Below are 24,720 nucleotides of genomic sequence, written 5' to 3' on the forward strand. Positions count from 1 at the left end.
TTTTCTTTCGATATTCTTTAGGGAAATTTTTCATGCATGTCATAAATCATAATAGCTTCTTTCTTTCTTTTTTTTTTTAATCTTGGATAAAGAAGAAGTAATTCTGGATCATGTATATGATAATACTTGGCATCAGAAGTTTTCGCAATTTGATAAAGTTTCCGCCAACGATTGGGTCTACTCCATTTGGACGAACTAACTTTTAATAAATGAATATGAATATTGGGATATTCAATAAGCTTCATTCCATTGTCAATCGCATAAAATTCAACCGTGAAACCATTATCTGCCAAAGTCATAGCTTCTTTATAAAAAATTCTTGTGTCGTTCCAAACATGAACAGAACTAAACATCATAATTTTTTGTTTATTTAGCATTTCACTATTTCCTCTCATTTGCTTCTAAGGTTTTATGTGGTCGCCTACCGCGACCACTTGTATTTATTTTTAACTTTTTTCATAATAACTTAAAATAATCCTACTAAATTAAAACTACAGATTTTTTATCAAAAACGAAGAAGTTATTATCCCCTTTTCACAAGAAGAACTCTACTGATTATCTTTAGGTATCCCTATCTTCCAAGTTAATTTACGATCATTAGCATCAAAATCTTTTTTCCATACTTTTTGTTGAAATTCCAATAGCTGAAGGATTGTAAACAAAAGTATATTTTTTCTTACTGTCTAACACATAATATATATCCCCTTCAACAGATTGTTTCGGCTTTAATTCTTGTCCAAATTTATTTCGTTCTCCAACATATGAAATATTCTTTCCATCATCGGATTTCATATAAAAAGGTGCAGCACCTGCTCCAATGGATTCTTTTGATTGATTTTCCATCTTAACTTTGATTTTAAATAGCTTTTCATTTCCTTGACCGTAACTATCATCTTTTACAATATTCATAGCTAGGGGTGTAACTTTGATGTCACTATATACTTTTTTCTTTTTTTTAATTCTACTTTTTCATCGTTCTTCTCTTTACTATCATCTTTAGATGGTGACATTGAACAGGCAGAAAGCCCAATTACAACTAGTAAAGAAGCTGAAATCATTAAAAACTTTTTCATCTTTATCTACCTCTATTCATAATATTATTTCCTAGTGTGATGATTCACCACACTAGGAAACAGATTAACTTACTTTGAAGAAACTGTTACTTTGGTAGTTGCTAATTCTTGATTGTTATTATAGGCAACAAGTTGTAAATCATGATTCATGTTTTGACTATTAATAGCATCTTTCGCCCATATTTTACCACCAGAAATATCTAAGACTGTTTTCAAAGCTTTATTATCCGTTTTATCCATAAGAACCACTTTTGTTACATCATTTTTATCTTTACCAGATACAGAAAATATAATGAAATCATCATTTAATGTATATGGATCTGCACTAATCTGAACTTCTTTCACGGATTGTGTTAAAGTCACTTTTGTACGGGCAACCTCAGCTCCTGAAGCATCGTAAGCAATGACGTAAACAACTTGGTCTTTGGATGTAATGAGATCTTTTGCATAAACTGAATAGCCTGTACCTGAAACTTGCCCATTTCTAGTTTGTCCATTTGTGCTTAAAACTACTTTTGTAACATTAGAAGAAACTTGCCCTACTACATTGTTATCACTTCCGACAGCAAAACTGTCTGCTGTAATACTTGAGGGAATGGGTTTAATATTTACTTGAACAGATTTAACTTCTTGACCATCTTTGTTATATCCTTTTACAAATACTTTTTGGTTCGTATTAGTAATCGTATCTGCCGCCCAAATATCATAAGTTCCACCTGCATTAATTTGACCAACTCGTTTTTGCACGCCATCTACAACTAATGTTACTTTTGTAATATTTTCAGAACGTGTGCCATGAACCATGCCGTTTTTCAAATCAATCGTATAATCATCTGCTGTTAAGTCATATTTTTCTAAAGGAGCTTGTAATTTAACTGGCACTTCTTTGATCATTTGATTTTTTTGATTATAGCCACGTACCGTTACTTTTTGATTGATATCTGTGATGTTCATTCCACCCCAAATATCGTACGTACCATCTGCATTGACTTGGCCAACTTGCTTCATTGTGCCATCGACCCACAATTCTACCTTCGTAACATTATTTGAACGCGTACCATGGACCATGCCATTTTTCAAATTAATCGTATAGTCATCTGCTGTTAATGTATATTGTGCATCGATAATGTTTACAGTGACCTGTTTGACTTCTTCACCTGCTTGATTGTAACCTTTTACAACTACATTTTGGTTTGCATTAATGACATGGTTTCCTGCCCAAATATCATACGTACCATCTGCATTGACTTGGCCAACTTGTTTACGTTCACCATCCACCCATAATTCAACTTTCGTAATATTATTGGAATGCGTACCATGAACAACACCTTTTTGGAAGTCAATCGTATAATCATCTGCTGTTAAGTCATATTTTTCGATAGGTGCATGTAAATTAACAGGTACTTCTTTAACCATCTGATTTTTTTGATTATAACCACGTACCGTTACTTTTTGGTTGATATCTGTGATGTTCATTCCACCCCAAATATCGTACGTACCATCTGCATTGACTTGACCAACTTGTTTACGTTCGCCGTTCACCCATAACTCTACTTTCGTAATGTTATTAGAATGTGTTCCGTGAACCATACCATTTTTCAAATCAATCGTGTAGTCATCTGCTGTTAATGTATATTGTGCATCAATAATGTTTACAGGAACTTGTTTGACTTCTTCACCTGCTTGATTGTAACCTTTTACAACTACATTTTGGTCTTTACTAATAATATGATTTCCTGCCCAGATATCATACGTACCATCTGCATTGACTTGACCAACTTGTTTACGTTCACCATCCACCCATAATTCAACTTTCGTGATATTATCGGAATGCGTACCATGAACAACACCTTTTTGGAAATCAATTGTATAATCATCTGCTGTTAAGTCATATTTTTCTTCTTTAGCTTTGACAGTTACTGTGATCGTTTTCTCAGTTGTATTGCCATCTGAATCTGTTACTGTATAAACCACTTCATAAGTGCCTGGTGTATTTGTATCCACGTTGTTGGATTTTACTGTAACACTTGATGTTAAATCGCCATCTTCTTTATCTGTTGCGGTTACACCTGCTTTTGGATCAAAGTTATCACCGGCTGTAATTTCTTTGTCGCTTGCACTAATGACTGGTTTTTCATTACTTGCTTTTTCTTTGACAGTCACTTTGATTGTTTTCTCAGTTGTATTGCCATCTGAATCTGTTACTGTATAAACCACATCATAAGTGCCTGGTGTATTTGTATCCACGTTGTTGGATTTTACTGTAACACTTGATGTCAAATCGCCATCTTCTTTATCTGTTGCGGTTACGCCTGCTTTTGGATCAAAGTTATCACCTACTGTAATTTCTTTGTCGCTTGCATTGATGACTGGTTTTTCGTTACTTGCTTTTTCTTTAACAGTCACTTTGATTGTTTTCTCAGTTGTATTGCCATCTGAATCTGTTACGGTATAAACCACATCATAAGTGCCTGGTGTATTTGTATCCACGTTGTTGGATTTTACTGTGACACTTGATGTCAAATCGCCATCTTCTTTATCTGTTGCGGTTACGCCTGCTTTTGGATCAAAGTTATCACCTACTGTGATTTCTTTGTCACTCGCATTGATGACGGGTTTTTCATTCGTTACAGCTTCACCTAATCCACTAATACGTCCGTATGATTTAAGATCGAAGTTAGGAAGGGCATCGGCTGGAGTGATCGTTTTTAAGCTATTATTGCTAAAAGTCGCTACCGCTTGAACATTCTTCCATGTTTGGGTTGGATTTCCGTTCACTAATCCTTTAGCCCAAGAAGAAACTTCTTTATTGTCAAATAGAATAGTAGAAGTCCCTGTTAAAGCAGTCGCGTTTTTATTACCATTATTTGTTTTAATATCAAATTTGGTTTGCGATAAATCAATGGTCGAACCGCTTCGGATTGCCTTAATTGCATCCGCATTATTCGAATATGCTTTGAATTCAGCACCTTTGTTACCAATTAATTTTGTAAATGTTAATGCATGTGAATCTGTATAACTATTTGTTGTTGAATTCAGATCTAGTTTAGAATTTTCCCCTAGATAAACATCTAGATCGTTAGCTTCTACCCAAACACGTCCAAGTGCTGGACCACGTCCTGGATTATCAATCTTGAAGGAAGAATCTGTTCCCATCTTGAATGTTCCATTTCCTCCATATGCAAAACTCATAACCGGTGCATCCCACGTTGTATTTTTAGAACCTTGTACTAAAACAGAAGCTCCGTCTTCCACGACGACATTTTTACCTGCCATATATTCTGTAGAACCGGTATTTGTGAATGTATTGTTTCCTTTAAACGTAATCGTTTTTGTTCTTGCGTTTACTAATTCTTTACCTACGTGTGTCGTATTTTCAAACGTAATATCTGTTGTTCCATCTGCCAGAATAGTTCCAGCTAAATTCAGTGTACCAACTTCCCCACCTTGACCGTTCAATAAATTTATATCTTTGAAGTATAAACTGCTTGCTGCTCTTGTAGGGTTGATAGTATGATTTTTCATATCCAAACTATGATTTAAACCGTTAATAACCACAGGATGATTAGGATCTAACCCTGATGTTAGTGTAATATCATTCTTAAGCTGCACTTCATTAATCGTAGTATTTTTAACCGCAGCTTTTAGCTCAGCCGCAGTAGAAACTTCTGCAACCCCTACTGCACGTGGTGTTTTCACATTGTTAGAAGACTCCACTTTTTCCGTTGTCTGCGCTGCAAGTACCTGTAAAGGACTTGACAGTACGGAAGTAAAAGTTAATGCTGTTGCTGTTATAATGATTGCTTTTTTCATTATTTAAACTTCTCCTTTTAATTGCTTTACTATCGATTAATAATTGGACCTCTTTTTTATTCTCCTCCTTTCTAAGGCACGTTTGAATTATTGTCGATAGTTACATTGTAAATAGCTTTTCACCCTAATTAAAGGCCGTTTTTTTCTATACTGAAGAAAAAGTTGTCAGTTCTTTTACTTGATTATCATGCTGTCTTCATATATTAATAACTTTTTTACAGATGGTTAGCTTCAACAAAAAAAGTAACTAATTGGTACCATGCTATATATAATAAAAAAACCATTTCCACTCATAGAGTCCATGAGAGAAAATGGCTTTTTATGAACAAATTTTCTAAGCGCACTTTTTTAGCAATATTTTTTACATAGTCAGTCAATCAAGGATTAGCTGGTAAATCAGCCAATGTCCATGTAAGAGAAGTTGTATACACTTCTGCTACTTTAGATGTCGAACCCGGTACAGAAAGTTTGACACTTTCAGCCTTTGTTGAATCATCCCCAAATGCAAGCACTTGCGTACCATCCCCCTGTCCAGGTGCAGCATCCATTACAATTTCAGCTGGTCCAGATGTTGTACCATCCCCGGGAACTAGCGTAAAGCTTGCTGTTCCAGTTGGTTTTGGTGAATCAGAATTGGAGTTCACAACACCGTTATTAAAGGATAATTCTGCTCCAGTCAACTCCTTACCACTTGTACTCGTAAATTGATCATCTTGTTGGACACGCAGTTGCCAACCTTGCGCGCCACCACGGCTATCCGTTACTTGCACATAGTTTGGACCGTCAGTACTATCAGAAAATTGTTGTGCCGCTGCGTTATAAACTTGATCTGTAGACGTGATTTTCATTTTTCCAAAATCAACACTTGATGCATAGTCAATACTTAGAGGCCCTGGCGTACCTGGATCTGGACCATTAGGGTCGGTTGGGTCAATCGGATCTACCGGATTGTTTGGATCTGGATCAGTTGGATCCACCGGTGGTGTAACATCCGTATTCGGTGTAAACTCAACAATTCCATTTGAATTATACGTGGCTACATCTGCCGCTAACACATTCACTGGTAGCCCTAGACCAAATAATGCGGTTGTACTTAAAAGTGTTCCTCCAATAACTTTCATACCTAATTTATTCATTTTTCCCACTTTCCTCTCTTTTAATTCATATTTTTTGCCTTTTTTCAAGGCGTATCACGTAAAGTCCATTTTATAGTGGTATCATACTTCCCTGCAGTTATATCCCCAGGTTGAGTAGAAAGATACATGCCTTGATTTGCGTTCGGTTTGAGGCTGATATTCGTTTCCTCATCCCCCGTGTCCACTTGCTTTACAATCGAATCTGTCCCAACCAATAAAGTCGTATCATTGGCACCATCTTGTAGACTGATACCATCATCAATCACATTTCCATCCGTTTGGTTCTCAAATGGTGTGGTCAATTGCGCTGCTAAAGACCACTCACTCTTCGTTGTTCGCGTATCCGTTACCTTCACTACCGCATCATTAATAACGGGATATTTTTGCGGTGAATTTGCAATTTGGTTAATTCCAAAATCAACAGTCTCTGGTACTTCCAATATGAGTTCACCTGCTGCTACCGGAGGCGTATAAAGAATTCTACCATAATTTTCCATTTTATAATTGGCTTGAAAATCGCTCGCTACATCTGGAACACTTGAAGTGGCTGTAACAGAGTTAGTCACGCTATTAGAATAAACAGCTGTCATCGAATCGATGGGATTCCATTGCTGATCTTCTGCATCTGAGACATTGCTTCTGTTCCATACACGAACAAGATGGTTATCAGCTGTAAACGTACCGCTTCCTTTCATAACCCTCGAATTAGCATTGGAATTATTCCGCATATCTAAATCAAATTTTTCAACACTATTCAAGCTAACCGTAGAACTAGAATTCCGCAAATCGATGGCTGTCCGGTTGCCCGTCCCATCTGATTGAGCAGTAAAACTAGCGCCCTCCCCCACTGTCAATGTTGATACATTATTAACAATAGGGTTTGTTCTCGTTGTTTGATTCGAGTAAAGAAGATTGACATTTGCATTTGCCTCTACAGTAAAGGCAGCACCATTAGCCATATAAATCGCACTAACTCCGGCATTGGCCGTATCTGTAGTTGTAATATTTAATGTTGCTCCTGATTTAATGGCTAAAGAATCGGCATCAAGAACTCCTCGTGGCACTCCACCCAATTCTGTAGATGTTCTTGAACCTGGATTAATCGTTAAAGTACTATTGGAATCTACCAAAAAATTGGATTGCGCAATGGAATGTGTATAGGGATTCAAGGTAACATTAGCGCCCGGGGCCACTGAAACATTTCCAACCTCGAATACAGCTTGCGTAGGGCTTGGTACACTATAAGTGTTCCCATTTATCGGATTGACATAGGAAGCCACACCATTATATTGAAAACTTCCTGCTAAATTGTATGTCCCGTTTGCACTGGCATAACCAAACTCTCCACCTGTATAGCTTCCGTTTTCATAAATAATAGTTCCTCTTTGTGTAAGGCCTAAACCACTAGCTAATACAAAAGGTCCATAGAAGCTTCTCCCATAAATATTGGCATCTCGAATCGTTAACGTTGCATCAGACGCAGCACTACGACCAAAAACTCGATCTTGAAGGTCTAAATTATGGCCATTCCCTTCAATAACCAAATCTCTTGCTGGTATATTATCATACGTTCCATTTCCTCCACTTATTGGTGCTTGAATATCAGCACTGATAGAAATTTCCGTCACCGAGCTGTCATTTAGCGCGGTTCGAAACTCGTCATAGGTCGTGACCCCTGCTAAAGCTGCTCTTGCCTGTGGCTGTTCTTTTTTCGTGCTCGGTAATTCCTTTTCTTTGTCTTGTACTTCTGATTCTCCTTCTTGAGTACTTTCTACTTTTTCATCAGTAGTAGATGACTTATCTCCAACATCATTAACAACTTTTTCATCTGCAGATTTTTCGTTCATATTATTAGATTCATCCGTAGATTTTTCAGGATTAACAGCATCGTCGTTCTGAGAATCATCTACACCTTTATTCGGCGCATCTTGTTCTACTTCACTTGATGGCTGTTGGTTAGGATTTTGTTCTGGTCCAGCCGCATGTACCGTTGTTAATGAAGTGATAAAGAAAATAGGAATTATCAAACATAAAATCTTTCTCATTATTTCCCCTCCTTCCTTTTTCTCAATTGGAAGATAATGATTGTCCCAATCACAACCAGCAATACACCAATACCAATCAAGATATAATTCATATAATTAGAATCCTCTTTGATTGATTTATCCTTTTTATTATAGGCTTTCGCTACATCAGATTTGATTTTGAAATTTTTCGTTAAATCCCATTTACCTTCGTCTGAAGTCAATTTCAAATGTAACGTATAGTCTCCACTCTTCAACTTTTCACCCATTAATGGAACGGGAAAGTAAAAATGTGAATTTGGAGCAATTTGCATCTTCTTTTTTTCATAACTGTAAACAGATTTTGATTTACCTTCACCTGTGATGTTCGCGCTAACAGCTACATGATTCATATACTTTGGAAGAGCATTTTGAATATCCGTTAAAATGACATTTCGATTATTGACTTGACTAGGCTTCACTTCACCTAATTTTGGATTGTCTTTGATATCTAATTTTTCATTTTCTTGAAGTAATAATCCGATGGTATAGGCATATCTATTTTGAACCCCATTTGTTTTAGCTTTCTTTGTTTCATTCACCTTCTCTTCAATCGTAATTCCACCAGCTAACATACCTTCAAATTTCTTTTCTGGTATGTTTAATTTAAGCGTAAGCTCGGTTTTCCCATGCTTAGGAATCGTGATTTCTGCAGGTAAGTCTACTATATCTTCCATCCTGTTAGACAAATCAATATTGGTATTATTTTTGCCTTTTCCATAGTCTACTACCCCATTAATATTCGTTGTAGCTGTATGGATGGAATTGCTGACAATGACATCTTTATCTGTATCATTATTCAATTGAATTTTCAATTCTTGTTGTTGACCTGGCTTAACTAGCAAATTAAAATAGGTTTTTCCCTTATCAATTTGATTATCAGGGATAACAGTTTTTACGCCAAAATTAAATTCCGCTGCTTGAGATGTCAATGAATAACTAACTGTAAAAATAAATCCTATCAGTAAAATAATCAGTAATTTTATGTGTTTCATGCTAAAATCCCTCCTGTTCCCTCTTTCTCATAAGAATTAAAGAAAGAGACAACAATCCAATCCCACTCACTATCTCTATAAAATTCCCTGTGTCACCTGTATGTGGTAAAGAACCACCTAACCCTGAGGACGCTCCACCATTCGCTGTATCTCCTCCAGAATTACCGTTTCCACCACTACTATTATCGACGCCACCTCCATTTGAATCTCCTGGCGGAATATTAGGTGGTGTATCTGGATTAGTAGAGTTATTCCCATAGAAACTTATTTGTCCGTTACTATTATATGAATTTACATCTTGGGCCATACTCTGTACAGGACTGACAATTATAATCCCCATACTCAAAATCAAACTAACAAATAAAAACCTCATCATCCTCCCTCCTTTCATTTATAAAATCGCTTTGTTGTAAATTCATACTGTACTATTGTTTACCCTAGCTAAAATTTGTAAAACATGAATTTTCTTAAAAAAAAGAAAGTTAATAAATTCACAATAAAGTGAAATTATTAACGAATAAGTTTTATAATTGCCTTAATCTATTTTGGAAAACATATTCTCCCTTATGAATATCATATATTTTGTGCCTATTCTGATGAAGCCTTAAGTGTTGACTGTTATTTTAGTTGTAAAATAAGGTTGTGTATAACTACCTTATTTCATTAACCCAAAACTATTCTCAGAAATATTTATACTTATTTTAAGAGTTGTTGGATATGGCTAACTTCACTTTCATTCGGAAACATAGAGATGGAATAAATAGGTGTTTTGGTAGTACTAAAAGGAAATTCTGCGGAATTATTCGTAATAATTAAATCAAATTTATCATTATCCACTTGCAGATTGCTAATATTATTATCATATATATAGGTTAAACTTATATTAGAGTCTATTCCTTCCGCTAAAAATCGTCTTATATAATCGACAAATACAGTATCCCCGGTTAGTAAAATTAAAACGGACCTATAACTTTTTCTAGTAGGTAGAAATAATGTAGTAATCATGGTTAAACGAACACATACATCCTCTGTATGTTGGATAAAAGTTAGCCATTCCGGGTTAAGTCCTTTGAAAATCGAAATCCATTTTGCGAATATTTCTGGGTGATTTTTCTTAATTAGCAAGTTCACCTCAAAGGTATTCTTTTGAAAAAGCGGGGTAAATTGAGAAAGTGTTCTAATATTGGCGAAAAAATATAAATGTGTGAGATAACTAACTCTATGCTGTTCAGGATTAATGTCAAAGTTCTTATCTAATATTTCCCTAACAATTTCAAAATCACTTTCCGGTAGTTCTTCCCTTGAAAATTTTAATTTTGTCGCTGCATCATAATAGAGCACAGAATCAAGTGCCATACGATCAGCAAATACAAATTCAATATCTGGAATAGTATCAACATCATAGCCATATTTTCGAAGCACCTTTTTGTGTACCTCTTTATAGAAAGAAAAATATTCAGGTTTACGAACATCATTTACGGAGGTTTGGATAAATTGCTTATTTTCAATACGTGTTAGAATAATAAGCGCCCAAAAGATGGAACGTTTTTGTTGGGTTTTTAATATAGGGAGTTGTTTTCCTAACTCATTCACAAGCTCTTGAGAAAGCTCATAAAAAATTTTTTCTGGTTTAACAATTCCTAAATCACTAGATGAAAAAAGATGGAAAAAAAAATAAGCGAATATCCTCTTCCTTGCCCAATAAATTAACCGGATGCATAGACAATCGGAGGTTAAAATTTTTTAGAACACTTTTCAAGTTTAATAAATATCTTTTTATTGTTTTATCCGATAAAAATAAATAGTCTGCCCAGCTTTCTAAATCAATTAAGTTGTTTTGAAAGATTCCTTTTATAATCTGATATAATGGAGAGGTTTTCACCATTTCAGTAATCGTTTCATAGAAAATATGATTATCCGATGTATGAAAGTCTATTAATTTGTAGCGATCAATCGTGATTGAAATTGGCGAAGGCAAAATTTCTTGAAGATATCGGATATCACTAAGAAGAGTTTTTTCAGTACAATCTAAATTGTGCGCTAATTCTTGAGTATTTAATGAATAGTTGCTTTGAAATAAAATATTTAAAATTTGGATTTGACGCCGTAAAGATTTTGGTATGATGAGACTAGTTTGAGTACTATTCATGTAAACACGCCCTTTTCTAAAATGTTATTTATCACTTCCCTAACAGTACTTAAATAAAACTTCCACTCGACTAGAGAGAGAGAAATTGAAGACACTCACAATTATAGAAAAAACTGTTAAAAATACCCATGGAGATAGATTCATGGGTATTTTTGAGGTCTTTTAGCAATCTGTATCGAGGCTCCTATGGTCATTAACTTTTCCAAGAAGGAGAAGTATAGGGTTCATTCTATTTAGTAGTCCCCTACTCGCCTTGTTCTGTCAATTCCATAGCGAGCTGTTGCTGTTCTTTAAAATGAGAAAAGACAGCATCAATGGTCTCAAGGTCATATCGACTCATCTCAAAAACGGTATATTTTTGAACGTGATGCTCCTGTAAGAGCTTATAGACAGTACTCTGTGACTTAGATTGTAACGAGATATGATTTGCTGAAGGCTCGTGAATTGTGTTTGGATTTGTCCGACAGGTTTTTCATCTATGGTCGTGCTCTGAAGAACAAAAGCAAAGAAGGCCTTACGGATGGAAATCTAAAACATTTATAATTTATCATTGTCACAAAACATTCGAAAAAACGCCATATTTTAAAGCAAAATGTGTGTTAAACTTAAGTATTCTTGCCTAGGTAAGGACTATCTTTTATATATATCTGTAAAGTATAACAGGTAACAAAGGATAGTAAAGCTCAAATATGATTACCCCCTAATTCTATTTGACGAACTAAACATAGCCCCATTCATTTTGGTGGGGCTTAAGAAATTAATATCTATTTGTTGATGGACTTACTAATAGAAATGCAAATAAAGATTAACTAAATATATACGGAAGAGGTAATATGATGAAATCAAACCAGTGTCAAAGTTGTGGTATGCCAATTGGGAAAGGTACATTAGAAGGGACTGAAAAAAATGGAACTAAATCAATAAAATATTGCGAACATTGTTATCAAAATGGCGAATGGACTCAGAATTTAAATTTTGATGAAATGTACGCATATAATTTAAAGAGATTTCAGGAATCTGATATAAATAAAGTACAAAAATATTTTTGAATAAGATGTATACGAAGAAATTTATGAAAAAGCTAGAACGATGGAAATAAAAGAGAGAATAGCTTTTACGAATCTGGTTTGCAAGAGGACATTTGTCAGCATATAAAAGTGAATTTGCAGAAAAAAAGAAACAACAAAGTACCATCTACTAAGGTTTTGTAGCTTATGTCGCAATAAATTAAGATTATAAAGGAGACAAGATGAAAATGAAAAAAATTTATGATGAAACATACAATTCGGTGGATGGTCGCTCAAGTAGAAATGTTTGGTATACGGATGTTGAAATGCACCAAGATAACGAGTATGGTTCTCTAGCAGATTTAACAGAAATGGTCCAAAAGGATATTATAGATACCATTTTACACGACTTAGATAAAGCAGAAAGCGTTAGTGAGACAAACTGGTATTTTTATGATTCAACCACGATAAAAGATGCGAACGAAGAAACAATCAGAACGTCGCTTATGGTTAAATACAAAAAAAATCACTTTTATGCTCATTTTAATATTTCAGATCATAGTTTTGCGTTAAATTTTGAAGAAATTCAAAAACAAGTGAAATTATTCGAAACTAATCTTAATCGTTTACTAAAAAAACCAAGAGCCTAACGTCTTTCGCAAGCCCCAGTTATTCAAAACGAAAATGGGGAACGGTATTGTCCAGACAAACCTTACCCCACTTTCGCTTGATAGGAGGAAACATGGTATAAGGGATAATTTTCATAAAGAATGATACATTGGTCCAGAAGAAATATTACGGACTGATTTTTATGCTGGGTATACTATTTACATTATTGTTCGGACCTGGACTTGATGTAGTTCTGTCTTTGTAACAGAAGGAGTTAAAATGAAAAACGGCTTTTTCATAATGGTAAAAGCTCTTTATTTGATAAAAGGTAGTGCAAAATGGATATCGATGAAATGTGCAATAAGCTAATAGATTTGCAAAAGAATGATGATTTTTTGGTACGAATCATTTATGGTTGTGTTATTGCGAGTGTTGTGGACAAATTTAAATAACAGCAGAAAGGAATATTAAAAATGAACAAGAATAATACGAATCTATACGCAGATATCAGTATTGAAGAAATTAGAAATATACAAGCTTATTTTAAAAAAGTGGAAAACCAGCCCGATATACAACAAGCCTCCTCTATGACAGCCTATCTATGGCAAAATATGTCTAGAAACCAACGCTGCGCGATGGTATTAAGAGATGGACAAATCAGTGAATTGTCTATTAATATTAAACAAGGGATTGGCGAAATAATGTATACACATAAATCGCAAGGAATACAGACTGTCAATGAGCATTTTGATTGTTATCCTATGGATGCTATGGTTATTGTACAGGAAGGAGTAATTGTGCATGAGGCATACAAGACAATGCGACCATTTGATAAGCATAATTGGTTTTCTTGTGGCAAAACTATTGTGTCAATTTTAATAGGCCTCTTAGTAGATGAAGGGAAAATAAATCTTGAAGATGTAGTGACTGACTATTTGGCAGAATTAAGTCAATCGGTTTGGGAGTCTGTAAGAGTACAAGATATTTTGGATATGACCACAGGTCTTGATTCTACAGAACATGACGATATTTTAGACGATTCACGGACTAATCCAGATAGAGGGTGGTTTCAGTGGGCAGTCTCAATGGGGATTTTTCCTAACGATAATAACCAGCAATCTGTTGTGTCAGAAGTACTACGGAAAATGAAACGAACTAAACCAGCAGGAGAAGTGTTTGAATATAATTCGATAAATACATGGGTCTTAGAAATGATGGTGGAACAAGTTAGTGGAAAGCCCTTGGCTGAATTTCTCAGTGAAAAAATATGGAGAAATATTGGCGCACAAGCGGATGCCTATGTGTCTGTTAATCCCGATGGCTATCCTATGTCTTTTGGATTCATGTCTTCTACTCTCAGAGACTTTGCTAGATATGGATTGATGTTCAGCCCGAGCTGGAATAAAGTATCTAGCCAAAAAATCGTACCAGATGATTATATCCGGAGATTGCAGGTGAGTGGAAATCTTGAGCGTTACGCGAAAGGATTTATAGGAAAAGAGATGTTAGGAATGCTAGATGAATCAGCTATAACAAATAGTAATCAATGGGATGCCGTTTTTTCTGATGGCGATTTTTATAAGCAAGGAGTTGGCGGTCAAGGGCTATATGTATCTCCTTCAAGAGATTTGGTGATAGCTTGGTTTTGTACGGGGGGGAACGACGAATTAACTATGGCAAGAGCCATTGCACTATCAAGCGAGATTAATCAAAGGACTAGATGATATAGAACGTGTAACCTTTACAAGATAGATTTTGATGCTGTGTGATATCGCCTAATTAAATGTATAAGACAAGATCTGTATTATTATCATTCAAGGCCTACGCATATAGATAGGTTAAAACTTCTGTCTATACCGTGGCATAATAAATATAAGAGAGTCTTCAAGCATGACTCTCTCTTATAGTGGGATTTATAATACGGCAGCGGTCGAAGCAAATAATAGTTAGAAAGTTTAATAAGTACAATCATGAGATCGAACCGAGCAAGTGTTGTATTTCTTTTAAGTTGATAAATAAACCACGATGCCTAGCGAAGAGCAACCAAAATAGCATGGTTTTTATTAAAAATAAGTCCACTACCTGTTTTGGAGGTTGTGGATATTATTATTTTATAGATGAAACTAAATTGAACCATGAATTTCAAAAAATTAGTTATTCCAAATTAATGACTTTAATCCGAGAGCGTATCCTAGAGGAGATACTTTTTTTGATAATGAAGCGAGATAGGTGCTTTTTAGCATTGTTTGTGAAGATATAACCAGACATCCCTTTTACACCAACACGCTGTATTTGACCACTTTTAAGGTTGGTTATTGCAAAAGTTCTTTACCATTATATGGAGGAAACATTGTAAGTTTCCAACTTGAGCGGCACGAGCTTGTCTTTTAATTTAAATAATCTGTTCACGATTTCCTCCGGGTGTTTCGACTATGAACCCGGTCATTTCAAGTGTGAAAAGACGATTTTCCTCCCCTTTAAAATAGTTCATTCTATTTTTCACAAAATCTTCTCGATACGGATACTTTCTTAAATAGGCTATGCAGTAATCTTCTTTCGATATTTCAGTTGTTTCTTTTGCAATACCATGTACTCTAAATTGTTTAAAAGTTTCTTTTTCCTTATTAAAATCCAGCACATAAAATTCAATATTGGGGTTCGCCTTTATTTCTTGGTATTTTGTTGTATAGGCTCCCGTGGTAAAGATAAATTCTCCCGCAACTTCTACACCATGAACAGTGCGTACATTCGGTTTTGTCATTTCATCTACTGAGGATACTGTTGCCAGTTGATAGTTATGATATTCTAAAAAAGCTTTTTTCATGATTAAAATTCCTCCAAATAAATTTACTTTATTTGCCACCATACGTGTCCTGTCAATCAGAAAATTTTTGTTTATTTACAGTCTGATTCGGCATTCTTAATTATTACTGGACAAAAAATACATTTTGAGAAACAAGTTCAAAAATATCATTTTCTTTAAACCAAATATTTAACCATCCTTGCTGACTTCTCTCAAATTTTGTTCGTAACTCGTAATCTTTTTCAGAGTTATAATAAATATTTAAAGAGATAAGAGTAGTTTCGTTCTCCTTATAAAATGCCATTTCAATTTTCACATTAGAGGGTGTGGATTGAAATTCAGCTTGGATCGATTCTTCAAATTTTTTCATCATCTGCGGCAAATCTGAGGTTTTGACCTTATATAAAAAATCTACACGTATCATTTTTAGCTCCTTTCTATTACTAATTATTCATATAAACTAGCTCGAAAACATGACCATTTAAATCACGGAAACTTTTATTATACATTCCATTTCCATCTAAACAGTTCCCTTCCTCACCTCCTGCTTGAAGAGCTTTTCCATAGAGTGAATCCACTTCTTCTTTTGAGTCAACTAAAAGGGCGGTTATAACGGATGTTGTCGTTTTGCAGTCCGAAACCTTTGTATCCGTAAGAAATTGATTAAAGAAGGGCTCAACTAAGAGCATAATAAAGGTTGTTTTATTAATAATCATGCAAGTCGCATTTTCATCTGTATACTCTGGGTTAAAGCTAAACCCCATTTTAGTAAAAAAAGTAATGGACTCATTTAAATCTCTTACAGGCAAATTGATAAAAGTCATTTTAACTTCTGGCATTTCTTTTCCTCCTAAGAAGCACTTATTTTCATTTTAAGAGCTTGTCAATTAGAATGACATACATGTATTCTATTTCATAACTTTACCAATTAGTTCCCCATATAACTAGGTCAATTTTTTCTAAGAAAGTGAATTTTTTGGATGTTCTTATATATAGACGAATTCCATCATTTGAGATAAAGTATATTCCTATAAAAGAACTTTCATAATATGTTTTCCAGCTTATTAATTTCCTATGTAAAGTGTGCTTTATCAATACTTAATCGAGGTGAGATAACATGAATTATTTTATTGTTGATGCTTTTGCAAGTAAACCTTTTGAAGGCAATCCTGCTGCAGTTTTTGTGTTAAATAGCTGGCTAACTGATGAATTAATGCCAAAAAATAGCGATAGAAAATAATTTATCAGAAACTGCTTTTCTAGTTCAAAATAACAACCAATTTGATTTACGCTGGTTTACTCCTGGGGGAGAAGTTAATTTATGCGGGCATGCGACTCTAGCCGCTGCACATGTGCTCTATCATGAATATTATGATTTTATAAACAAAAAAGACCCCTTGGTTTTTAATACAAAAAGTGGTCAGCTTATGGTGAATAGAGAGGACGAAATCATTTATTTGGATTTCCCAAAACTGATGCCTAGCAAAATCGAATTATCAGCTGACATGGAACTAGCTCTTAACGCTCAACCATCTGCCGCTTATTTAGACCGAGATCTTGTATTCATTTTCGAGAACGAAGAACAAGTGATAAATCTTATGCCTGACTTTACTCGCATGAAAAGTTTATCACAAGGAATAGGTGTCCTAGTCACCGCACCAGGCAAAGAGTTTGATTTTGTTTCAAGAACTTTTTTCCCAAAGTTAAATGTAAATGAGGATCCAGTATGCGGATCTGCTCACTCCAATTTTATTCCTTACTGGGCGCAGAAGCTCAAAAAAGACGTTATGCTTGCCAAGCAACTTTCTTCTAGACCAGGTATTTTGTACTGCGAAAATAAGACAAATCGTGTCAAAATTGGTGGAAAAGCTATTCTTTACGCCAAAGCCCAGATTAACGAATTTATTTATTTATAAGATCGCCATTTATCATGGCTAACATCTAAAAAAATGATAGGAAATAAAACCAAGCCATAAAACCATTGTACAGTGGTTTTGGCTTATCCTATCTAATTTTCAATCCTTTTCAGCAGAAATGATTACTCCCATTCTATGATAGCAATCTGGTTGAAGTAGAATTTGGACAATAGTTACGAAGAGGCTATATATACTAATCGGGCCGCCTTGCACTATCTCATTTCTACTTTGAAAAATACCTTTTTCTATACCTTGATTGTACTTAAAAAAATGAGGCATTAACAAAGTATTGATACACTCCCCATAAAAACACTAGATTTTTTTGTTTTCTAGTGTCTACTTTATGGGGAGTGTATCAATTTAGCAGATGGGGTTATTTTTTTAATGCAATCGTTTTGTGCGTATTAAGATGCCTGCTAAAAAGACAATTAGAAGTCCTGCTAAAACGGTCTTTTCACCTGTAAAATCACCCGTCTGAGGTAGCTTTTCTTTTGATGTTACGACTTTTGAATTTGCTTCTGCCGTTTTGTTTACCTCCGCTTTCGCCGAAACAATATCTATTTTTTCGTTTGGCGTGTTAGGATCCACTTTTTCCGGAGTAAGCGGGTTTAAAGGGGCTACTTTTTCACTTACGATGACTTGGACGGTTTTTGTTGCCACTTTCCCTGCCTTGTTTTCTACTTGATAAGTCGTATGGTAAACACCTGCCCGGCTTGTATCGACATCTGTCTGTTTGATGGTAATGGCATTCGTTAAATCACCATCCACCTTATCTGACGCAGTGATATCCAAAAAAGGATCATACGTATCCCCTACAAAAAGTGAAACATTTCGAGCATGGATGCTTGGCGCGTCTGAATCAACAGGCGGAACCATTTTATCTTGAACAATGACATCCACTGTTTTTTCAATCGTGCGACCAGCTGAATTCGTGACAGCGTATGTTACTTGGTAGGTGCCCGCTTTGTGCGTATCGACATTACTTTCTTTTACACTTAAGTGACTCGTCAAATCCCCATCAGTCGAATCCATTGCCGTCGCATAGTCTAACGCGTTAAAAGCATCACCAACTTGAAGTTTGACGTCTTGTGCCTGAATGACAAAATCACGCACTGAAATATAGACCGTCTTCTCTCCTTTGTCGCCGTCCTTATCCGTCACACGATACGTAATCGGATATTTTCCAACAGCCCGTAAATCCATCGCACTATCATCGACTAAAACATCCGCAGTTAAGTCACTACCATCGTCCGGATCTGTTGCACGAACCCCTTCCATCGGGTCAAAATTTTCGCCGATGTAGACTTCGCGGGAATCCGCTTCGATTTCAGGTGGCAGCGATTTAGTCACAATAACATTAAAGGAAACGTCCGCTACAGAGCTATCCCAGTTACCATAACCAAAAATCGCATTCATATTACGAATGCCCACTTTAACGGGATAAACACCCGGCACGTTCCAGTTTATATTCGCGCTATACGGTGAAAACAAGTATCCGTCTTGCGAATGAAACAGCCGAAATTGTGTTAAATCGCCTTCAAATTTATCATACGCTTTCGTAATTCCAGCACGTAAATTGGGAATCGTATCACCAATCCGATAATAAATATCTTGCGTTTCTGCTTCCACGGAATGTTCAATTTTACGGAGTTGTTTATTTTGCGGACTAGCATAAAGATATTGAATGCCGGATAGCGTTTTACTATCACCTTCAAAACTATACCAGGCATAATCATCCGGAGCTGTTGTCGCAGGGTCTGATGAACGCATGGCAAAGCTTGAATAGTAGCGATTGCTTGGGTCATGAAAGGTCGTTTGATATACATTTGTTTTAGTAATTTTATCAAACTCATAGTAGCCGTTTTGATCCGTCATCGTGCGCCCAATTTCATTGTTATTTTTATCATATAAAACAACTTGAATGCCTGGTACATAAGGGTCGTTTAAACTAGGTTCGTTCCAAGAAGTCTTGATACCGTGCTCAGTCGTCACGCGTTCAAACGCTTGCCCGTAAACTTTTGGGTTATAAAATAAAACCTTAGGTGGGCTTGATAAATTAGACGAAGATGACAGATTATCATCACGCCCAGTCGCAAAATAAACCACTTCCGCCTGATGCCCCGTCGTTTGATCAAAATCACCTTCATTTAGCGCTTCTTTGTCGGTACTTCTGGCCTGCACTGAAACCGATACACTTTGCAAAGTTGTATCCCATTGTGCCTCTTGATTCACAGTAAAACGGTACCAAGTATAAGGGTTTGCCGGGCTAGGCGTATCTGTTTGAAAATGAATGCCATCATTGGAATATTCCACTAAGATATCGGCCGCAGACACACCACCAGATGTGACAATTTCCGCTTCCTTGATAAGTTCAATTTTATTGTTTTTATCTAAATGAATGGTCTCTCCCCATGTTTTAAAATTACCGCGCATTGTCATTTTCCCTTTATATGTAAGCGTGTCATCGTCCGTATAGGGGTAAAAACGAAGAGATTTTTCTGTTTCAGCCGGATATACCGTCGATTTAACAGATAATCCAGCACTATAAGTTCCCGATGCTGCCTTTGCAGTTAATGCCGGTGTAAGGGAAATAAAGAATATAGCCACTACACACAAGATACAAAAAATTTTTTTCATCATAGTCCTCCTCGAGAAAATCATAAGACAAAATTTAATATACCGAGCTATATACCATTTATCAATACCATTTCCGCTCACATAACTCCACTAAAAATGGATTTGATACTTTTATACATTGAAACTACTAAATTAGTTTAAAATGTGTCGATTTAGTGAACTTTTTAACAAAACAACCATTATTTTTGTTAAAAAGTATAAAATTTAGCTATTTTTATGTATAAATCAACTCTATTAAAACCATTGATACAAGAGCATTTTTAAAAAAAATCTCTTATTTTTCTGCTTTTCCCCAACCTACTGACATATTGTAGTATAATAAAAATCAGATTGTTCATTATATCTTAACTGCCAAAAGGGAGGCGCTTACTATAAATTTTTTAAAAAGGAGTTTTAGCTTAGTTTTTCTTTTACCCGTAATTGTTCTATCCATCTTCGTCTACACCAGTTTTCAAGATTACCAAACCGAGCAAAAAAAGAACCTAGAAAATGCCCAACACCTTCTTTTCTTGGATAAAGGTAAAAAGATGCTCGTCGTGCCAGATAATGACAAACTTGTCGCGAAGTTATACGACATGGGTAACCAAAAAGTCGAAAAAGAGATTCCACTCGCAACAAATATTTTTAAAGAAGTCGTGCCAAGTTATCAAAACGGCGCGTTTATACTCGCTATCAAAAATCAAGAAGACAAACTTCAATTAAAACAAATTGACAGCAACGGTCATACGACCAATTTAGAGACGCAAAATGTAGCTTTAGAAAGCTTTTTAAAAACGAATACATATAACTATCGTGACCGCCTAGTCGCCTATGCCAAAAACGATGAACAACAATACTATATCCAAGTTTATAACGGCAAAGTGACTATTTTAGATTTAGCAAATGATAAACGCCTTTCTGCAAGGCCTACAAATATTTCCTTTAATAAATTAAATGATACAACGTTTGTTCCTTACTGGAACGCTAATTTAAAAGATGATTCAAAGGTTCAACTTAGCGGCATCTTAAATACACAAAATACATATTCCATAAGCCGCGAAACAGATGAACGAAACATGGAAAAACAATTTTTAGAAAGCACTCATTTAAATCAAAACCAAATGCTTGTGGTAAGCACAAATTATCCCAAACAAATTTATCAAGTAAATACCAATCAAACTTCAAAAGAGACACTGCTTAAAACACCTAAACCCTTATATCAGGCAAAAATCCACCCGTTAAATCAGGCGGAAAGTCTGCTCATTGGGTCTACTGAAAAAGATGAACAGAACGGGAAATTAATTGCCTATTTATACAATGAACAAAACCATCGCTTATTAGATATTAGTTCCATGTTCAAGCACGCAACCTACGCCGATATTACAAGCCTCAATCCTTATTTTTATAAAAATGAAAACGAAAATAATGTATATTTTGATGCTTCTGGTAAAATGGCTGCCGTTTTAGATGTCAAAACAGGGAAGACAAATTCGATTACAGCCAAAGAAATCAGCTCATTCAAAACTTCAGCAGACGCAAAATGGATGTTATTTATTGAATTCCTAAAAGATTCACCGGCTTTATCGATTAACTGGCTTATTTGGGTCATCATTTCGGTCTTCTTCCTGTTATTTTCTTTTGTTATACCAATCGTCTCACGGCCGTTTAAAAGGAAAAATCGGGCGGAATCGATTCTTTTACAAGCTACGATTTTGTCCGCGAATGAGACGGGCACCTATATTAATAATCAGCCAAGAGTTCGTTTTTTACTGCGCTTTTTTTACAAAGGAGAAGCAAGGGAAATAACAGTCCATCAAGTTATATCTAGCCTAAGCCAAATTTCCGCTGGCGGACAAGTGATGATTCGCTATAATCCGCGGAAAAATAAGGCGATTTTAGTGAATGAAAACGAACCCGTGTCTGAAGAACGCATGATAAGTGCCCGCCTAGCCGCCGTCCGTTCATATGGTGCAGTAGGTCGCGGTACAGTTGTAGAACTTGAATTTCAGGCGGGTTCAAAAATTTATAAGGTGCCTGCTGTTGAACCAACTGGCTTCTATTTCGAAATAGGCAAGCCTGCTGAATTACTGGAAACCGGTGGCATCACGCGCCTGCTTGCCTACAATACAGATTATAAAAAGGAAGACATGTTGGAGTTAACAGGTACAGTGACGTCTTTAAAAACAATTTCTAGCGCCATTTCAAATTATACGTTGGTACTTATAGATATAAGCGTTCAAGCAGAAGATAGCACATTTATGATTCAAAACAGTCAATTTATACCTACCGGGCTGACAGTTCAAATTGGGATGGTTATTCCCGTTCAAATCACGCAGGAAGATTTTTCACGTAGAAAACGATTGAGCCAGAAAAAAGAGGGCTCCGCCACAATAACTTCCGTGTCGTATTTTGGCTACACGAGAGGAGAGCGCCCTGTCTCACGTGTTGAACTTCTGATTAATGGCCAAAAATTTATTGCAAATACAACCATAGAGCCCGCTGCAAGCCTACAAAACGGCGATACCGTTTGGGCGCAATATGATGAAGCAAACGGCGACGCAATTATTGTGCGCTACAGCCAATTTTAAAATTCAGTTTGCAGATTTCAAAAAAAACAGGTACAATAGGCCAGGTGAAGTAAATCAGAAAGTAGTGAACAGCATGAACGAATCTATGTTAGCATCCATTGGTTTTTGGTATGTCGTTGCTTTATTTGGTCTCTCTTGGCTAGCATTAGGTTTCCTTGTTATCGGTATACGAAACAACTGGATTCGAAGGAAAAAACGCGCGCAAATTGCCGCTTATTTCGGCATTCTTCCTACAGATTTTTATACGTATAATGATTTGGTAGATGTAACGCCTTATGTAGTTGAACTAAGCCATATAAAACGATATCATATTCTAGAATTAGCGCCTAAAGCGCCGTTTGCGGTTATACGTTCCACAGATATTACAAACGCACCAACTGAGCGTCCGCTTGAAAAACCTCAGGATATTTATTCCATACGAAAACCAGCCCCTAAAATTTTAGCTAGGGGGGAAATAAAAAAAAGCTGAAACAGTTTCGTTTAACTGTTTCAGCTTTTTTTATTTAATTAAACCAACCTTTAACACCGTCAGAAACATAAGTGCCCACGCCTTGGAAGAAACCGCCAATTGCGCTTAAGCTTTGTGAAAAAAAGCCTGCCTCTTCCACATTTGCATTTGTTACAACTGGAATGGTTAAGGCTTCCGTGCCGTCCACATAGCCCAACTTATCGCCATTTTTAAGCGCGACGGTCATGGTGCCTACTTCTGTGCCTTTTTTAACGGGCGCATCAATGCTTTTTTCTTTTAAGCTCACTTTGCTATCCAATTTGGCATCGCCAGTTGAAATAGGGACAACGAGTTTTGCATTTTCTCCTGTTACAAGTCCCACTGTATCTTCCTTCCCTTTTACCACATTAATGGTTTTAGGATCTTTCACTGCTGTGCCTGCTTCTGCTACTTCTTGGACTTTAAAGTTATTAAATCCGTAATCCAGCATTTTGTTCGTTTCATCAAAACGTGCGCTATTGTGCTGTCCGCTTCCTTTTCCGCCGTTTGCATGAAGCACAACCGAGATAACACGCATATCATTTTGCTTAGCTGTCGCGGTTAAACACATGCCCGCATAGTCTGTTGTACCTGTTTTAAGACCGTCAACCCCTTCACGACCGTAAATTAGTCCGGGTAAAAGCCAATTCCAGTTACTCATGGCAATACGATCAGATGTACCAGGACGGAAATCTTTTTTAGTAATGCTCGCCGTTTTTAAAACCTCAGGATAGTCATCCATAAGATGTTGGGCAAGTTTCGCCATACCGCGTGCCGTCATTTGGTTTTCGTCTTTATCTGTTCCAACTTGTTCCATACCTTTTAAATCTTCATTGTTTAAACCAGTTGAATTTACAAATTTATGCTCGCCTAGTTTCAATTCTTTCGCTTTTTTATCCATCATTTCAACAAACTTACCTTCGGAACCAGCGATTTTTTCAGAAAGTGCGATAGCAGCACCGTTTGCGGAATAAATGGCCATCGCCTCATATAATTCTTGGACCGTGTACTCCTCACCGAGGCGAAGTGGTACGTTTGAAAGGCTTGTATCTTGCGAAATTTTATGCGCGTATTCAGAAATTTTAACTTTATCGTCCCATTTTAATTTTCCGTCATGAATCTGTTCTAGGAGAATGTATTCATCCATCATTTTCGTCATAGACGCAATACCTAGCAATTTATCGGCATCTTTCGAATATAAAATTTTTCCAGTACTTTCTTCAATCAAAATGGCTGCACTTGCGTTTACATTTGGTGCATCTGCCGCCTGGGCTAAACTTGGGCTCATCCATAGTCCACTAATTGCAATCGTTCCAGCCATTAACATAGCGCCGATTTTTTTTGTAAATTTCTTCACTCTATCCTTCTCCTTTATTCAACCACTGGTTCGAACCAGTTTTCTCTAAATTTAATTTTATTTACTAGACTTACGGAAATATCACGCAGTTCTTTTTTATTTTAATCA

At 36.0% G+C, this 24,720-nt stretch carries 22 protein-coding genes; 7 read left to right on the top strand and 15 right to left on the bottom strand.

Annotation, left to right across the window (positions count from 1 at the left end; translation table 11 throughout):
* Nucleotides 1–17 precede the first annotated feature (17 nt).
* The 10 genes from LFLEISCH_RS11580 to LFLEISCH_RS11620 form a co-directional block, all read right to left on the bottom strand.
* On the bottom strand, nt 18–377 hold the full coding sequence (locus LFLEISCH_RS11580; protein WP_007476707.1) for a hypothetical protein: 360 nt from the start codon (nt 375–377) through the stop codon (nt 18–20).
* Nucleotides 378–603: 226 nt separating this feature from the next.
* Nucleotides 604–909, bottom strand: coding sequence for a DUF4352 domain-containing protein (locus tag LFLEISCH_RS11585; protein ID WP_007476709.1), 306 nt, complete (start codon nt 907–909; stop codon nt 604–606).
* A gap of 2 nt (nt 910–911) precedes the next feature.
* Nucleotides 912–1,073, bottom strand: coding sequence for a hypothetical protein (locus LFLEISCH_RS15405; RefSeq protein WP_159099770.1), 162 nt, complete (start codon nt 1,071–1,073; stop codon nt 912–914).
* 69 nt (nt 1,074–1,142) lie between these two features.
* Nucleotides 1,143–4,886: an immunoglobulin-like domain-containing protein gene (locus LFLEISCH_RS14760; protein WP_007476711.1), complete on the bottom strand. Its 3,744-nt coding sequence runs from the start codon at nt 4,884–4,886 to the stop codon at nt 1,143–1,145.
* Nucleotides 4,887–5,263: 377 nt separating this feature from the next.
* The gene (locus tag LFLEISCH_RS11595; RefSeq protein ID WP_223196437.1) at nt 5,264–6,022 is read right to left on the bottom strand and encodes a WxL domain-containing protein; all 759 of its coding nucleotides are present in this window, start codon (nt 6,020–6,022) and stop codon (nt 5,264–5,266) included.
* A gap of 44 nt (nt 6,023–6,066) precedes the next feature.
* Complete coding sequence (locus LFLEISCH_RS11600) at nt 6,067–8,067, bottom strand: pectate lyase-like adhesive domain-containing protein (protein ID WP_007476714.1); 2,001 nt, start codon at nt 8,065–8,067, stop codon at nt 6,067–6,069.
* Nucleotides 8,067–9,080, bottom strand: a complete 1,014-nt coding sequence (locus tag LFLEISCH_RS11605; RefSeq protein WP_007476716.1) for a WxLIP family cell surface protein — start codon at nt 9,078–9,080, stop codon at nt 8,067–8,069. Before LFLEISCH_RS11605 ends, LFLEISCH_RS11600 begins: the two co-directional genes overlap by 1 nt.
* A gap of 1 nt (nt 9,081) precedes the next feature.
* Entirely contained in the window at nt 9,082–9,456 is a 375-nt protein-coding gene (locus tag LFLEISCH_RS14765) for an LPXTG cell wall anchor domain-containing protein (protein WP_159099771.1), read from the bottom strand.
* Nucleotides 9,457–9,776: 320 nt separating this feature from the next.
* Nucleotides 9,777–10,673: a hypothetical protein gene (locus tag LFLEISCH_RS11615; RefSeq protein ID WP_007476720.1), complete on the bottom strand. Its 897-nt coding sequence runs from the start codon at nt 10,671–10,673 to the stop codon at nt 9,777–9,779.
* Nucleotides 10,674–10,728: 55 nt separating this feature from the next.
* Nucleotides 10,729–11,229, bottom strand: a complete 501-nt coding sequence (locus LFLEISCH_RS11620) for an AcpB/EbpR/MafR family transcriptional regulator (protein WP_007476722.1) — start codon at nt 11,227–11,229, stop codon at nt 10,729–10,731.
* 833 nt (nt 11,230–12,062) lie between these two features.
* Here LFLEISCH_RS11620 and LFLEISCH_RS11625 point away from each other — a divergent pair.
* From LFLEISCH_RS11625 to LFLEISCH_RS11635, 3 genes are all read left to right on the top strand, one after another.
* Nucleotides 12,063–12,278 carry a zinc ribbon domain-containing protein gene (locus LFLEISCH_RS11625; RefSeq protein WP_206538452.1) on the top strand — a complete coding sequence of 72 codons (216 nt, stop codon included), beginning with the start codon at nt 12,063–12,065 and terminating at the stop codon, nt 12,276–12,278.
* 206 nt (nt 12,279–12,484) lie between these two features.
* Nucleotides 12,485–12,886 (top strand): hypothetical protein, encoded by a 402-nt coding sequence (locus LFLEISCH_RS11630; protein WP_007476726.1) that lies wholly within the window; start codon nt 12,485–12,487, stop codon nt 12,884–12,886.
* A gap of 432 nt (nt 12,887–13,318) precedes the next feature.
* Entirely contained in the window at nt 13,319–14,569 is a 1,251-nt protein-coding gene (locus LFLEISCH_RS11635; RefSeq protein ID WP_007476728.1) for a serine hydrolase domain-containing protein, read from the top strand.
* Nucleotides 14,570–15,237: 668 nt separating this feature from the next.
* On the opposite strand, the gene LFLEISCH_RS11640 is transcribed toward LFLEISCH_RS11635, so the two are convergent.
* The 3 genes from LFLEISCH_RS11640 to LFLEISCH_RS11650 all read right to left on the bottom strand — a co-directional run bounded on the left by LFLEISCH_RS11640 (nt 15,238) and on the right by LFLEISCH_RS11650 (nt 16,487).
* Nucleotides 15,238–15,669, bottom strand: a complete 432-nt coding sequence (locus LFLEISCH_RS11640) for a pyridoxamine 5'-phosphate oxidase family protein (RefSeq protein ID WP_040504850.1) — start codon at nt 15,667–15,669, stop codon at nt 15,238–15,240.
* 103 nt (nt 15,670–15,772) lie between these two features.
* Nucleotides 15,773–16,072 (bottom strand): hypothetical protein, encoded by a 300-nt coding sequence (locus LFLEISCH_RS11645; RefSeq protein ID WP_007476732.1) that lies wholly within the window; start codon nt 16,070–16,072, stop codon nt 15,773–15,775.
* Nucleotides 16,073–16,091: 19 nt separating this feature from the next.
* Nucleotides 16,092–16,487, bottom strand: coding sequence for a VOC family protein (locus LFLEISCH_RS11650; protein WP_007476734.1), 396 nt, complete (start codon nt 16,485–16,487; stop codon nt 16,092–16,094).
* A gap of 278 nt (nt 16,488–16,765) precedes the next feature.
* On the opposite strand from LFLEISCH_RS11650, the gene LFLEISCH_RS16535 reads away from it, so the two are divergent.
* The gene (locus LFLEISCH_RS16535) at nt 16,766–16,888 is read left to right on the top strand and encodes a PhzF family phenazine biosynthesis protein (protein ID WP_007476737.1); all 123 of its coding nucleotides are present in this window, start codon (nt 16,766–16,768) and stop codon (nt 16,886–16,888) included.
* On the top strand, nt 16,878–17,564 hold the full coding sequence (locus tag LFLEISCH_RS11655; RefSeq protein WP_420912442.1) for a PhzF family phenazine biosynthesis protein: 687 nt from the start codon (nt 16,878–16,880) through the stop codon (nt 17,562–17,564). Before LFLEISCH_RS16535 ends, LFLEISCH_RS11655 begins: the two co-directional genes overlap by 11 nt.
* A 381-nt stretch (nt 17,565–17,945) precedes the next feature.
* Here LFLEISCH_RS11655 and LFLEISCH_RS11665 read toward each other — a convergent pair whose 3' ends face one another.
* Nucleotides 17,946–20,201 (bottom strand): immunoglobulin-like domain-containing protein, encoded by a 2,256-nt coding sequence (locus LFLEISCH_RS11665; RefSeq protein WP_007476742.1) that lies wholly within the window; start codon nt 20,199–20,201, stop codon nt 17,946–17,948.
* Between the two features lie 527 nt (nt 20,202–20,728).
* Here LFLEISCH_RS11665 and LFLEISCH_RS11670 point away from each other — a divergent pair.
* Complete coding sequence (locus LFLEISCH_RS11670; protein WP_007476744.1) at nt 20,729–22,768, top strand: hypothetical protein; 2,040 nt, start codon at nt 20,729–20,731, stop codon at nt 22,766–22,768.
* A 73-nt stretch (nt 22,769–22,841) separates the two neighbouring features.
* Complete coding sequence (locus LFLEISCH_RS11675) at nt 22,842–23,237, top strand: hypothetical protein (RefSeq protein ID WP_007476746.1); 396 nt, start codon at nt 22,842–22,844, stop codon at nt 23,235–23,237.
* Nucleotides 23,238–23,271: 34 nt separating this feature from the next.
* Here LFLEISCH_RS11675 and pbpD1 read toward each other — a convergent pair whose 3' ends face one another.
* The gene (pbpD1, locus tag LFLEISCH_RS11680; RefSeq protein ID WP_007476748.1) at nt 23,272–24,612 is read right to left on the bottom strand and encodes a D-alanyl-D-alanine carboxypeptidase PBPD1; all 1,341 of its coding nucleotides are present in this window, start codon (nt 24,610–24,612) and stop codon (nt 23,272–23,274) included.
* Nucleotides 24,613–24,720: the final 108 nt, after the last annotated feature.

Source organism: Listeria fleischmannii subsp. fleischmannii LU2006-1 (assembly GCF_000344175.1).
Taxonomy (GTDB): Bacteria; Bacillota; Bacilli; order Lactobacillales; family Listeriaceae; genus Listeria; species Listeria fleischmannii.